This window comes from Streptomyces sp. NRRL F-2580, from assembly GCF_000720115.1.
Classification (GTDB): Bacteria; Actinomycetota; Actinomycetes; order Streptomycetales; family Streptomycetaceae; genus Streptomyces.
The window spans coordinates 53,446-67,051 of record NZ_JOIR01000028.1; the positions used below are offsets into that span (position 1 = coordinate 53,446).

12 protein-coding genes are annotated in these 13,606 nt (G+C 71.6%); 5 read left to right on the forward strand and 7 right to left on the reverse strand.

The genetic code is table 11. From position 1 onward, the window contains the following. Positions 1-36: 36 nt before the first annotated feature. A complete protein-coding gene (locus tag IF88_RS0126600; protein WP_030717599.1) occupies positions 37-1,467 on the reverse strand; it encodes a DUF2252 domain-containing protein in 1,431 nt (476 codons plus the stop codon). 333 nt (positions 1,468-1,800) lie between these two features. Here IF88_RS0126600 and IF88_RS0126605 point away from each other — a divergent pair, with 333 nt between their 5' ends. From IF88_RS0126605 to IF88_RS0126620, 4 genes are all read left to right on the forward strand, one after another. After that, complete coding sequence (locus IF88_RS0126605; RefSeq protein ID WP_030717600.1) at positions 1,801-2,097, forward strand: amphi-Trp domain-containing protein; 297 nt, start codon at positions 1,801-1,803, stop codon at positions 2,095-2,097. Between the two features lie 4 nt (positions 2,098-2,101). Continuing rightward, the gene (locus IF88_RS0126610; RefSeq protein WP_030717601.1) at positions 2,102-3,067 is read left to right on the forward strand and encodes a hypothetical protein; all 966 of its coding nucleotides are present in this window, start codon (positions 2,102-2,104) and stop codon (positions 3,065-3,067) included. 85 nt (positions 3,068-3,152) lie between these two features. After that, complete coding sequence (locus IF88_RS0126615) at positions 3,153-4,247, forward strand: carboxylate-amine ligase (protein WP_030717602.1); 1,095 nt, start codon at positions 3,153-3,155, stop codon at positions 4,245-4,247. A gap of 86 nt (positions 4,248-4,333) precedes the next feature. Beyond that, positions 4,334-4,648, forward strand: a complete 315-nt coding sequence (locus tag IF88_RS0126620; protein WP_030717603.1) for an SHOCT domain-containing protein — start codon at positions 4,334-4,336, stop codon at positions 4,646-4,648. A 25-nt stretch (positions 4,649-4,673) separates the two neighbouring features. Here the strand turns inward: IF88_RS0126620 and IF88_RS0126625 are convergent, their stop codons facing one another. From IF88_RS0126625 to IF88_RS0126650, 6 genes are all read right to left on the reverse strand, one after another. Further along, positions 4,674-5,138, reverse strand: coding sequence for a DUF6325 family protein (locus tag IF88_RS0126625; RefSeq protein WP_199808140.1), 465 nt, complete (start codon positions 5,136-5,138; stop codon positions 4,674-4,676). Positions 5,139-5,259: 121 nt separating this feature from the next. Next, positions 5,260-5,943 (reverse strand): GAP family protein, encoded by a 684-nt coding sequence (locus IF88_RS0126630; protein ID WP_030717612.1) that lies wholly within the window; start codon positions 5,941-5,943, stop codon positions 5,260-5,262. Between the two features lie 27 nt (positions 5,944-5,970). Continuing rightward, positions 5,971-7,833 (reverse strand): glycoside hydrolase family 15 protein, encoded by a 1,863-nt coding sequence (locus IF88_RS0126635; protein WP_030717620.1) that lies wholly within the window; start codon positions 7,831-7,833, stop codon positions 5,971-5,973. A gap of 35 nt (positions 7,834-7,868) precedes the next feature. After that, a complete protein-coding gene (locus IF88_RS0126640; RefSeq protein WP_030717623.1) occupies positions 7,869-8,288 on the reverse strand; it encodes an SHOCT domain-containing protein in 420 nt (139 codons plus the stop codon). Positions 8,289-8,315: 27 nt separating this feature from the next. Then, the gene (locus IF88_RS0126645) at positions 8,316-9,149 is read right to left on the reverse strand and encodes a class II glutamine amidotransferase (protein ID WP_030717626.1); all 834 of its coding nucleotides are present in this window, start codon (positions 9,147-9,149) and stop codon (positions 8,316-8,318) included. Positions 9,150-9,273: 124 nt separating this feature from the next. After that, positions 9,274-10,584, reverse strand: coding sequence for a hypothetical protein (locus IF88_RS0126650; RefSeq protein WP_078893160.1), 1,311 nt, complete (start codon positions 10,582-10,584; stop codon positions 9,274-9,276). Between the two features lie 252 nt (positions 10,585-10,836). On the opposite strand from IF88_RS0126650, the gene IF88_RS0126655 reads away from it, so the two are divergent. Next, positions 10,837-13,587 (forward strand): SpoIIE family protein phosphatase/ATP-binding protein, encoded by a 2,751-nt coding sequence (locus IF88_RS0126655; RefSeq protein ID WP_234323709.1) that lies wholly within the window; start codon positions 10,837-10,839, stop codon positions 13,585-13,587. The last annotated feature ends 19 nt before the right edge of the window (positions 13,588-13,606 follow it).

Here is a 13,606-nt window from a genome sequence, read left to right on the forward strand (position 1 = left end):
AGGGGTCCCGGTGGCGCGGTGCCCGGTGGCGCGCGGTCAGTCCGCCGGAAGTTCCTCCGCCGGCAGCCGGCCCGCGCGCACCGCGTCGACCAGGGCTTGGTGGTCGCGTTCGTTCTGATCGGCGTACGCCTCGGCGAAGGTGACGAGCGCCCGGTCGAAGGCCTCGCCGCGGCCCAGGTACGAGGCGATCGCGATCCGGTCGCCCGACCGCGCGTGCGCACGGGCGAGGGTGAGGCCGCACACCTCGGCGAACGTCGCCAGCTGCGCGGGCGACATCGTCTCCGGCATGGCGATCCCCTTCCAGTCGCGCAGCTGCCGGATGTAGAAGTCGCGCTGTCTGCCGTCGATCCCGTCCACCCGCTCCCAGCCCAGGAACATGTCGCTCGCCGCCTGCATCAGCCGCTGCCCCGAGACGACGCGCTCGCCCTGGTTGCGGTAGCGGCTCGCGCCGAGGTAGGCGGCGAGCACGGAGGTGTCGGCTTCCTTGGCCTGCAGGAAGAGCGGGTCCCGGCCGTCGCGGCCGAGCAGCAGCAGGATCCAGCAGCGGGTTCCGACGCTGCCGACGCCGACCACCTTGCGGGCCATGTCCACCAGCCGGTAGTCCTCCAAGAGCACCCTCCGGTCGCTCGCCATCGTGAGGCCGTAGGTTTCGATCAGGCGTTGGAACCGGCCCTCCAGCTCGGTGCGCTCGACGTCCGGCAGCAGTTCCGCGAGCGGCACCAGCAGCGGGGGGTCCGCCGCGATGTGCGGTCGGCCGTCGATCAGCTCCGTGAGTTTGTCGAAGGCCTGCAGCGTGTCGCGCGTACGGGCCTTCGACAGGGCACGGGCCAGTTTCTTCCGTCCGCCCTTGTCGAGCCGGTTCGAGGCGAGGTCCTCCAGGCGGTCCGCGTCGATCTTCGCGTACCACACGTCGAGGTTGCCCATGCCGGCGAAGCCGCGCATCGCCTCGCGGTACGAGCGCACGCCGGCGCCCACGATGCCCGCGCGCTCGGCGTCGTCGAAGCCGTTCGCCCGGCCCGCGATGACGAAGCTCGCCGACAGCCGCTTGACGTCCCACTCCCAGGGACCCGGCAGGGTCTCGTCGAAGTCGTTGATGTCGAACATCAGCCGCCGCTCCGGAGAGGCCAGCAGCCTGAAGTTCAGCAGGTGCGCGTCCCCGCACAGCTGGACCGTGATCCCCGAGTCGGGGCTGCCGGCCAGGTCGGAGGCCATGATCGCGGCGGCCCCCCGGTAGAACCGGAAGGGTGATTCGAGCATCCTGCCGTAGCGGATCGGAACCAGCTCGGGCACCCGGGCGGCGGACTGCTCCTCCAGGATGGCCAGCGGGTCCGGCCGGTCCGGAGACGGCCGGTGGACGGCGTGCCCCGAGCGTGGCGAGCGGCTCCGGGCCTCCTTGCCCTGGGCCGCGCGTTCCTGGGGTGTGCTGCCGGGCACCGCGCGCATCGCGGCGGTGGTGCTCTGGGACATCAGTGTGCTCCTGCCTGGACCTGCGTCCTCAGCACTCGAACGGCGCCCTGTTCGCGCGCCGTTCCAGTGGTGATCGCGACCAGCGCGTCCTGCTGCGACTGCTCGGCGGTCAGGCCCGCGGTGGACCTGTCTCGCGTCCTCCCGAGTGACCACGGGTTTTCCCTCGTTTCAACCCTAGGACCTCGCCCCGTACCCCGCATGGGGCGCGGCCCGCCGGTCCGGAGTGCGGCGACCCGGGCCGCGGCGCAGCCTTGAGGCAGGGCACGGCGATCGCCGGCACCACCGTTCCCTAGCCGTCGAGAGCTGTCGGGGGGCAGCGGATGGGAGACGTCCGTGAGTGACCTCAAGTTCGAGCAGAAGAGTTCCCTGTCCCGCCTCGAGGCCGCGGATCAGCTCTCCGCGCTCGCCGAGGCGCTGAGGCAGGGCGGCGACGTCGAGCTGGAATTCGGCTCCGGGACGCTGAGCCTGCAGGTCCCCGCCGAACTCCGCACCGAGATCGAGGTCGAAGTGGGCCACGGGGAGATCGAGCTGGAGCTCGAACTCAAGTGGCCCACCGTCCGGACCGGGGCCGCGCCGCCACGGACCAAGCGGCCGGCACGGGGCAAGGGATCGGCGTCCCGGGCGTCGTGATCGCGTGTCTCACCGCCTGCCGTCCGGCCCGCTCCGGGCGGTCGTCGCCGCCGCCTTCGTGATCGCCTTGGCCGCCGCGCCGCCCGGTCCCGCGTTCGCGTTCACCGGCGGCAACCACGAGGAGATCACCCGGGCGGCCCTGCCCTGGGAGCCGGTCACCCTGTCCGAGATGGCCGACGCCCGCGACGGGGCGATCAACGCCAACGACCACGGCGGATACTTCCTCCTCGGCCCCCTGCACTGCGACAACGCCGACTACCTCGCCCCCCGCTACGTCCCGCACTATCCCCGCAGCCGGGACGAGGCCACCACCGAGCTCCTCGCCTGCGTCCGTACCTCCGTGGCCCGGTTCCGGAACGCGGTCCGGGCGGCCGACGGCCTCGTCGACGCGGACGGCAAGGTGCGGGCCGACCAGAGTGACCTGTCCTCGCACTGCGCGTGGAAGGAGACGTCCGACCGGGCCAAGTGCGAGGTCCTGGAACAGCTCGGCCGCGGGTGGCACCAGATCGAGGACTTCTACGCGCACTCCAACTGGTCCGACCGGGCCGCCCCCGGCCCGGTCGGCCTCGCCGACCCTCCCGGACTGGCGCGTACCGATGTCGTCCCCTTCCTCGACATCCGCCGGTACAGCGCCATGAGCGACGCCGACTGGACCCGGGAGGCACGTGCCCGCATACCCGTGGACCTCGCGACCGGCTGCTACTCCGATTTCGACTCCACCGGGGTGAAGGACGACGACTGCGCCGGCCGTGTCACGCACAACCAGGCCCTGAACAAGGACACCGCCGCCTCCCGCCGCTCGAAGACCGGCGACAACTTCGAGCACGCCGTGTCCGGGGCCACCGCCGAGATCACCCGCCAGTGGAACGACTTCAAGGCCGAACTGCTCGCGGCGTACCCGGACCACCGGCGCGGCGAGCAGATGATCTGCGCCCTGGTCCACGACGACCCGCAGTCGAGCTGCCCCTGACACGAAGAGCGGCAGGTTTTCCCCTATTACGACGAAATGCCCGTTCAGCTGGGTGATCACGACGGGTTTGGGGTAGCCACCCAGCATGATCACTGTTGGGGTCGAGGAGGAGTACCTGCTGGTCGACCCGGAGACCCTCCTGCCCGTACCGCTCGTGCACGAGGTGCGTGCCACGGCCAGCCTGACGCCGATCGCGGACGAGCGAGAGGTCCAGGACGAACTGCTCCAGGCGCAGATCGAGGTCGCCACCCCCGTCTGCACGGGCCTGGAGGAGGTGGGGGGCCACCTCCTGCGGCTGCGTCACGCCGTCGCCTCCGCCGCCCAGGCCAACGGCTGCCGCATCGCGATCTCCGCCACCGCGCCGGTCCGGGACGTCCTCCCCGTGCCCGTCACCAGCACGGCGAGGTATCTGAGGATGCGGGGAGAGGCCCGGGTGCTCGTCGACGAGCAGCTGATCTGCGGCATGCACGTCCACGTGGGGATCCCCGACCCGGAGACCGGAGTGGCCGTCCTGAACCGGCTGCGCGTCTGGCTCCCGACCCTGCTGGCGATGTCCGCGAACGGGCCCCTGTGGGACGGGCGGGACACCGGCTTCGCCAGCTGGCGCACGATCATCTTCGGCCGCTGGCCGGTCAGCGGCCCGCCCCCGCACTTCGCGGGGTTCGCGGACTACGAGGCCCGGGCCGACGCGCTGGTGGAATCCGGGCTGATCCCCGATCGGGGGCAGCTGTACTGGCAGGCCCGGCTCTCCGAGCGCTACCCGACCGTCGAGGTGCGCTGCTGCGACGTGCAGCTGGAGGCGGACGACGCGGTCATGCTCGCCGGCGTCGTCCGCGGCCTCGCCGCCACCGCGATCGCCGAGGAGAAGGCGGGGGCCGCACCCGCGCTGTGCCCGCCGGAGATCCTGCAGGCCGCGACGTGGCATGCGGCCCGGCACGGGATGAGCAGTACGTTGATGGACCCGGAAGGCCGGCTGCGCAGCAGCGGGGACGTCGTGTGCGCGCTCCTGCGGCACATCGGCCCCGCCCTTGAGGAGAACGGCGACTTCCGCGAGGTGAGTTCGCTCCTTCACCGGCTCCTGCGGCAGGGCACCTCGGCCGACCGCCAGCGCCGGGCCCTGGCCGGGACCGGCCTGTCGGCGCTCGCGGACCTGATCACCACGGGAGCCACCACCGGGTGAGTCGCCTGCCGAGGTGCGATGCTGGAAGGAGTGGAGGGCCGGCGGCCGGACTGCCGGGGCCGGCCCCGGCAGCAAGGGAGATTGACGTGGGTCTTCTTCGAGGAGTAGCGCGCACCGCGGTGGTCGCCGGTACGGCGACGGCGGTGTCCAACCGCGTGTCGCGGCGCCAGGCGGGCCGGTGGGCAGCGCAGGACGATCAAGCCGCTGCGCAGCAGCAGTACGCTCAACCCCCGCAGCAGTACGCCGCCCCACCCGCACCCGTCCCCGCTGCCGCTCCGGCGATGGCGGATGACATGAGCAGCAAGATCGACCAGCTCAAGGAACTCGGAGCGCTGAAGGAGCAGGGAATCCTGACCGAGGCGGAGTTCGCCGAGCAGAAGAGCAGGATCCTGGGGACCTGATCGTCCGAGGGCGGCCCGTTCGTGCTCACTGAGGCAGCGGGCCGCCTTCGGCGTCTCCTTCGGCGTCGAGGGAGGCGAGCAGGGCCTGTACGGGGATCCGGCCGCTCGCCACCATCTGCGCGCCGCTGCGCCGCAGGGCCCGGGCGAAGGGGGCGGCCCACCGGTTCTCGTAGACGAGGATCGCGGCCGCGTTGCCCGGCTGGAGGGCGTTGCCCGCTTCGTCGAGGTCTTCTTGGCCGAGCAGTTCGGACGACGCGCCTTCGAAGACGGACAGGCCGAAGGAGTTCCCTTCACCGTCGAGCTCCGTGAGTTCCAGGGCGGTGACGGTTCCGTCGGCGTCCTTTTGCACGAAGCGGAGGTCGAGGATGTGGACGATGCCCCGGTCCACCAGGTCGATCAGCAGGGGGAACGCCTCGCCCGTCAGGCGGTTTCCGGGGAACTCGACGACCAGGTAGTCGACGGGGCCCATGTCTTCGATGTCGTCGCTCATGAGCGCTCCTCGCGTGTGGCTCGACGTCTCGGCCGTGGCCGGACGAACGCATCGGGGGGCCGGTCACGGCCCTGTTGTCATTGCAGCTCTCATTGCAGCATCCGCCGCGAAGCCCCGCACCTCAGCCGGTGAGCTGGTAGAGGCTCCTGCCGACGAGCCACAGGCCCAGGAGCAGGCACACGACGACGATCGCCTGGTCCTTGTGCCGTTCCAGCCATGTGCGCAAGCCCAGCAGGGCACGTTGGGCCTGCTCCGGTGAGAACACCATGTACAGCTCCATGGCCAGCAGGGTTGAGGTGGCCAGGAGGCAGAAGCCCATGAGGGCCAGGAAGGACTCCCCGTGGGAGAGGTCGGCCTGCACGACGGTGGCGGCCGCGGCGGCGACCATCCCCCAGGGCTGGAGGAGCACGGCGAGGGCCGCCGCGGACCATCCGGTGGCGTCGTCCATCCGGGACGACATGGACGTCCCGGAGGCCTCGGCCCCCTCCTCCGCGGAGGGATCCGCCGCCGTGGCGCCACGGCGGCTCCGGCGCCGCCGGTGCTCGCTGTACACGACCAGGCCGACACCGATCACCAGCGTGGCCACGAGCGCCGCGATCGACGGAGGTGAGCGGGGCGGGGGCGGCTGCCCGCCGGTGAGCAGGAGGACCACCGCCATCACGGCCACGAGGCACGCCAGCCAGGCGAGGATGAAGGCCAGGCCCTTCCGCACCCCGCGGGGTGCGGACACCACCAGGACGAAGGCCATGATGGGCAGCGGGAACAGGGTGACCGCCAGGCCGATGAGGAGCAGGTCGAGCACCATCGCGGCGCACCCCCTCGGAGGGAAGGCTCAGGCGGCGCCCGCGACCTGGTCGAGTTCGGAGTCCAGGGCGAGGGCGGCGGTGATGAGGGCGAGGTGGGTGAAGGCCTGGGGGAAGTTGCCCAGTTGCTCTCCGGTGAGGCCGACCTCTTCGGCGAAGAGCCCCACGTGGTTGGCATAGGTGAGCATCTTGTCGAAGGAGTAGCGGGCCTGATGGAGACGGCCGGCCTTCGCGAGGGCGTAGACGTGCAGGAAGGAGCACAGGGAGAAGGTGCCCTCGGCGCCCCGCAGGCCGTCCGGAGAGGCCTCCGGGTCGTAGCGGTAGACGAGGCTGTCGGAGACGAGGTCGGTGTCCATGGCGTCGAGGGTGGACAGCCAGCGCGGATCCCTGGGGGCGATGAAGCCGACCAGGGGCATGAGCAACAGGGAGGCGTCCAGGACGGTGTTGTCGTACTCCTGGACGAACGCCTGACGCTTTTCGCTCCAGCCGAGGGTCATGACCTGGTTGAGGATCGCGTCCCGTGCCGCCGTCCAGCGGGTCAGGTCGGCGGGGCGGGCGGTGGCCACTGCCTGGCGGATGCCGCGGTCCAGGGCGACCCAGCACATGAGGCGGCTGTAGGTGAAGTCCTTCTGGCCGCCCCGGGTTTCCCATATGCCCTCGTCGGGGCGGTCCCAGTTGTCGCACAGCCAGTCGAGCAGCGCGGCGCAGCGCAGCCAGTCGTCGTAGCCGATGACGTTGCTGACCTGGCCGGTCTGGGCGAGGGCGTAGACGGCCTCGCCGTAGATGTCCATCTGGAGCTGGTCGGCGGCGCCGTTGCCCGAACGCACCGGTCGGGAGCCGCGCCACCCTTCCATGTGGTCGAGGACCTCCTCGGTCAGGTACGGGTCGCCGTCGACGCGGTACATGATCTGGAGGGGTTCGCCGTTGGGAGCGCCGCCGTCCCGCAGCCGCCGGAGCAGCCAGCTGCGGAAGGCGTTGGCCTCGTCGGTGAATCCGAGGTCGCGCATGGCGCGCACCGAGAGGGAGGCGTCGCGGACCCAGGTGTAGCGGTAGTCCCAGTTGCGCTCGCCGCCCTCCTGCTCGGGCAGGCCCATGGTGGCGGCGGCGATCGGCGCGCCGGTCGGCGCGTACGTCATCAGCTTGATGGTGATCGCGGAACGGTTGACCATCTGCTGCCAGCGGCCGCGGTAGGTGCAGTGGGCGACCCAGCCGTGCCAGAAGTCGCGGACGTCGTTGAACTCCTCCGTCATGTCGTGCACGTTCACTGCCGGCGGGGGCGCGCTGTCGGCGTCGCAGACGGTCAGGAGGACGGCCGCGCGTTCGCCCTCGGCCAGGGCCAGGGTCGCGCGCACGTCCGTGCCGTCGGCCTCCAGGTCGACCGGCCCCAGGGCTTGCAGGTACGCGGTGATGCCGGGGCCGTCGAAGCGGGCGGTGGCACCGTCGAACGTCAGGTCGTGCGGTGCCCGGCCGTAGTCGAAGCGAGGGCGGCACTCCAGGCTGAAGCGCGCGGTGCCCCGCACACCCCGCATGACCCGCACCACTTGGTGCCGCTCGGTGACGATGTGCGGATCGCGTACGGGCATGAAGTCGATGACCTCGCCGACGCCCTCGGGGGTGAGGAAACGGGTCATCAGGACGGCGGTGTCGGCCAGGTAGAGCTGCTGGGTGACGACCTCGGCGCTGCCCGCCGGTCCGTCGTCGGAGACGTCGGGCGCGTCGGCGGTGATGGCGAAGTAGCCGCCTCCGCGGTCGTCGAGCAGGCTGGCGAAGATGCTGGGCGCGTCGAAGCGAGGCGAGCAGAACCAGTCGAGCACGCCCTCGGAGGAGACGAGGGCACACGTCTGCAGGTCCCCGATCAGACCGTGCTCGGCGATCGGCGGGTAGGGGAGCATCGGCCTCGCCTTCCTGATGCGTCCTGGTCCGGTTCTCAGGAACCCAGGACCTTGGCCTTGGCCTGCTCGTACTCGGCCGCCGTGAGGTCGCCGCGGTTCTTGAGCTCGGCGAGCTTCGACAGTTCGTCGGCGTGACCGGTGGGCCCGGCGCTGTCGCGCACGTAGGAACGGAAGGCCTGCTCCTGCTGCTGGGCCCGGTTGAGCTCGCGTTCGCCCATCCCGCGGCCCCGGGCGATCAGGTAGACGAACACGCCCAGGAACGGCAGCAGGATGACGAAGATAGTCCATCCCGCCTTGCCCCAGCCGCTCAGACCGTCGTCACGGAAGATGTCGGCGATGACGCGGAAGAGCAGCATGAACCAGAGGACCCAGAGGAAGATCAGCATCATGGTCCAGAAGAAGTTCAGCAGGGGGTAGTCGTAGTCCTCTGCCAGGTTGAGCAACGGGTTCTGCATGGCCCGGTCTCCTGTCGGTCGGGTCGGTCAGGCGGGCACCGGGGCGAAGGGGAACAACGAGTCAGCGCCCGGCTGTACGACGCCGTAGCTGCTTTCCGGTACCTCGTTCCAGGCGCCGGGCAGATCGCCGAGGGGTTCGGACACGATCAGGCGGGTCTCGTCGGAGACCTCCTGGAGGAACGCCATGTCCGGGTGCAGCCTGCGCAGCGAGTCCACCTTGCTGCTGTAGAACAGCGAGCGGGAGGCGTGCCCACTGGAGTAGCGGAAGGCCCAGACGCGTTCGCCGTCGGTCATGGCGAGCGTCATCTGGAGCGGGAGCTCCACTCCGTGGTCGTGCCCCACGCGCTCCACCACTCCCGCCATCCTGGCGATGGCGGTCGGCGGGTCCTCTTCCAGCCCGAAGGTGAGGGCCAGGTAGAACATCACCTCGGAGTCCGTCGTTCCGCCGATGTCGGCGTAGAGGGCGGGATCGACGAGCATGGTGAGGTCCCGGCGCATCAGGTGGAAACCGGAGATCGCTCCGTTGTGCATGAACATCCAGCGGCCGTGCCGGAACGGGTGGCAGTTCGACTGCTGCACCGCCGTCCCGGTCGACGCCCGGATGTGCGCGAAGAACAGCGGGGAGCGGACGTGGTCCGCCATCTCCCGCAGGTTGCGGTTGTTCCAGGCGGGACCGACGTCCCTGAGGAGCGCCGGAGATTCGATGTCGTCCGTGTACCAGCCGACACCGAACCCGTCGCCGTTCGTCGTCTCCACTCCGAGCTTGGAGTGCAGGCTCTGGTCGATCAGCGAGTGAGCCGGTTTGTACAGGATGGTGTCGAGCAGCATGGGCGTACCCGAATACGCGAGCCATCGGCACATGGGTCATCACCTGCGTCTCTACGGCACTGCGGGAAACGAACCGCCGTCCCGCGCGCCCCGGGACGGAATGCCGTGCTTTCCCTGCGCGCTGCGGCCGGCGTCATGTGGATCTCGTCCGGCCATCTCATTCTCGGGTCCCTCCCCCGGGAGCGCCACGCGGGACGCCCGACGCGTCACCGCGCCGGCCACCGGCCGCCAGCAGCGCGAGTACGGCCAGCACGGCCAGCAGGATGAGCACCAGCAGCAGGACCGTGAGCACCGTCGGGTGGTTCCACAGCGCGAACACCAGCGCGAGGACGAGCAGCACGCCGATGGTGAGCCAGCGCCGGCGGGCCAGGACCCAGGTGCCGACGCGCCCGGTGTGCACTCCGTGGGCGGCTCCCCAGCCCGCCGCGGAGTCGGCCGCGCGCTCCGCCGTACCGCGGACGCCGCGCGGCAGCCGGCCGGCACCGGACAGGTAGGCGCCGAGGGCGACGACGATCCCGAGGACGATCGCGGTGCGGATGCTGACCCTCAGGAACCGCACGAGCGTGTCGAAGATGGCCGCGGCCGCCGCGGGCGACTGGACCTGCTCCGGGAGGTGGTCGAGGTAGTAACGGCGGGCGATGACCAGGCCGATGGCCAGGATGAGGCAGGCGAGGGCCGCGCAGAGCATGGTGGTCACCAGGGCCCGGCGCCGGCGCCGGGCGAGCAGGACTCCGGCCACCCCGAGGATCACGGTGAGGACGGGCAGCCAGTTGCCGAGGACGTCGAGCAGGTGGACCATGCTCCTGATCTTCGCCAGTTTGTCGGACTGGAAGAGCACCATCTGCTTGTTGACCTCGGGAATCTTCTCGGCCGGGGAGATGCCGGCCTTCACGAGGTCCTCCTTGACCTTCTCCACGGCCTCGCCGATGTCCAGGGTGACGGTGCCGCCCGCGACCTCCACCGCGCCGCGGCCCTGCCCGGTCAGCGCGTGCACCACCGCGTTGTGGGCGGCCCGGTTGGCGGTGGTCCAGATCTTCTCGAACCGGTCGCTGTCGACGAACCGGGTCGCCACCTTGGAGACGGCCGCGTCGGCGGCGGAGTCCAGCTGGGGGCCCAGGGCCTTGACGGCATTGCCGACACGGGGCGGCAGTCCCTGCGATTCGAGCCATTTCGCCAGGTCGTCCGTGACCTGGGCGCCGTCGACGCGGACGTCGGCCGCCTCGGTGATGCGGTGGACCGCGGCGGCCTCGACGTCCGGGTTCGAGGCGAGCGGAGCGACCGTGGAGACGTACCGGTCGGTGTCCAGCACGATGTCGTGGACCCACACGGTGAGCAGCGAGACCGGGACGAGGATGCACGTGAGCGTGATCAACACGGCCGAAACGGTGCCGGCCACGATCTTCCGGGAACGCGAGGCCTGCCGTCCCGGCGCGGGCGCCTCGGCGGGCGGCTCGGACGGCAGACTCATAGCGCTCCCAGGGGACGACTGAGGTGAAAGGCCGCTTCCCGGTCATTGGACATGCCGCACCGCGGGTCCGCGCGTTCAGTTGGGCTCATCGTGTGAGACGTGTGAGGCGCCTGAGCGAGGCGTGGGACGCGCGTGACGCGCCGGGCCGGTCGGTCCCCCGGGCCGCTCCGCGCGACCCCGTCCCCAGGGCGGCGCCGGCGGCTGACGGCCGCTCCCCGCTGCCGACGGGCCGCCGAGGTTGGAAGATGGAGTATGACCGACCTCCGGCCGGAGCGCGTCCAGCCCGCCAAGGGACGGGCGCGGCGGCCACAGCGTCTGTCCTCGTTGCTGAGTGTGCGCAGCGTGGCCGGCGAGGTGTTCCTCCTCCAGCTGGCCGTCGTGGTGCTCCTCGTCGCCGCCGCGGTGGCGGCGCTCGTGGTGCAGGCCCGGAGCGACGCCATGCTGGACGCCCGGCACCGTACGCTCGCCGCCGCGGGAACGTTCGCGGAGTCGCCGGGCATCGTCGCGGCTCTGAAAAGCGCCCATCCGAGCGCGGTGCTGCAGCCGAGCGCCGAGGCGGCCCGGAAGGTCGCCGGGGTCGACGGCATCAACGTGTACACCCTCGACGGGGTCACCCTCACCCACAGCGACCCGCGGCAGATCGGCAGGCGCGTCGTCGGCCCCTTCTCCAAGGCGGCGGCCGGCAAGTCGTTCACGGAGACGTTCGAGGGCTCCCTGGGGCAGTCGGTGGTCTCGGTGGTCCCCGTCAGGGACCCCGACGGCCGCGTCATCGCCGTCGTCTCCTCCCCCGTCACCGTCCAGAACGTCCAGGGCATGGTGAACCGGCAGCTGCCGGTCGCCCTCGGGACCGCGGCCGGGGTGCTCGTCCTGAGCGCGGGCGGCACGGCTCTGGTGAGCCGTCGGCTGCTGCGCCGGACGCACGGCCTGGGGCCGGCCGAGATGACGCGGATGTACGAGCACCACGACGCGGTGCTGCACGCGGTACGGGAGGGCGTACTGATCGTCGGCGGCGGCGGACGGCTGCTGCTCGCCAACGACGAGGCGCGGCGGCTGCTGGACCTGCCCGCGGACGCGGAAGGGCGCCCCGTCACGGACCTGGGTCTGGAGGAGGCGATCGCCGAACCGATCGCCTCGGGCCGGTCCGCGACGGACGAGCTGCACATGTCGGCCGACCGGCTGCTGGCGGTGAACATCCGGCCCACCGCCCCCTACGGGCAGGCCGGGACCGTCGTCACCCTGCGGGACACCACCGAGCTGCGGGCGCTGTCGGGCAGGGCCGAGGTGGCCCGGGAGCGGCTGAAGCTGCTCTACGACGCGGGCGTGCAGGTCGGTACGACGCTGAACGTGGAACGCACCGCCCAGGAACTGGCGGAGGTGGCGGTCCCGAGGTTCGCAGACGTGGTCACGGTCGACCTGCTGGACCCGGTGCTGCGCGGCGAGGAGCCGCCCGAGGCGAACACCGAGATGCGCCGCACCGCCGTCGTCGGCCTTCGGGGCGAGCACCCGCTCTCCCCCGTCGGCGAGCTGATCCGGTTCGCGCCCAGCGGCCCCATGGCCACCGGGCTGGCTCTGGGCCGTGCGGTCCTGGAGGCCGACCTGCGCGCCACCCACCGCTGGCGGGCCCAGCACCAGGCCAACGCCCGGCAGATCCTGGACCGCGGCATCCACTCCCTGATCGTCGTACCCCTGCGGGCCCGGGGCGTGGTGCTGGGGATGGCCGGCTACTGGCGGGGGCAGGACTCCCCGCCGTTCGACGAGGAGGACGTGTCCTTCGCCGAGGAGCTGACCGCCCGGGCGGCCGTCTCCGTAGACAACGCCCGTCGCTACACCCGCGAGCACAACATGGCCGTCACCCTGCAGCGGAGCCTGCTGCCGCGGGGGGTGCCGGAGCAGTCGGCCGTCGAGGTCGCGCACCGCTATCTGGCCGCCCGGGCCGGGGTGGGCGGTGACTGGTTCGACGTCATCCCGCTGCCCGGCACCCGGGTGGCGCTGGTGGTCGGCGACGTCGTCGGCCACGGTCTCCACGCCGCCGCCACCATGGGCCGGCTGCGCACCGCCGTGTATAACTTCTCCACTCTCGACCTGCCCCCGGACGAACTCCTGAGCCACCTGGACGAGCTGGTCGCCCACATCGACACCGACGAGCAGGAGTGGCAGGGGATCACCGGAGCCACCTGCCTGTGCGCCATCTACGATCCCGTCTCAGGGCAGGTGACCGCCGCGACCGCCGGGCATCCGGGCCCCGCTCTGGTCACCCCCGACGGGACCGTGTCCTTCCCGGAGGTGCCGGTCTCCCCGCCGCTGGGCCTGGGCGCGGGCATGCCCATCGAGACCACGACGCTCACCGTGCCCGAAGGCTCCCGGCTGGCGCTCTTCACCGACGGGCTGATCGAGAGCCGCGACCTCGATCCGGACGCCGGCCTGGCGGCCCTGCGCGCCGCCCTGTCCGGGCCCTCCCGGACCCCGGAGGAGACCTGCAGCGCGGTGATCGAGGCGATGCTGCCCAACAGGCCCAGCGACGACGTCGCGCTGCTGGTGGCCCGCACCCGCCGGCTGGACCCCGAGCGGATCGCCGAGTGGGACGTCTCCCCCGACCCCGCGGCGGTGTCCCCGGTGCGGGGCGCCTGCGCCCGCCGGCTGGCGGAGTGGGGTCTGGAGGACATCTCGTTCACCACGGAGCTCATCCTCAGCGAGCTGATGACCAACGCCGTCCGCTACGGCACCGAGCCCATCCGGGTGAGGCTGCTGTACGACCGCTGCCTGGTCTGCGAGGTCTCCGACGGGTCCAGCACCTCCCCGCACCTGCGCCGGGCCGCGGACACCGACGAGGGCGGCCGCGGCCTGTTCCTGGTTGCGCAGTTCGCCGAGCGCTGGGGCACCCGCTACACCCCGCGCGGAAAGATCATCTGGAGCGAGCAGGCGCTCCACGACGGGGCCGCGCCGGCCGCGATGGATCTCGGGGAGGCGCTCCTGGCCGGGTGGGACGACGAGGGGTTCCGGTAGCCCGCCGGTACGGCTGCCG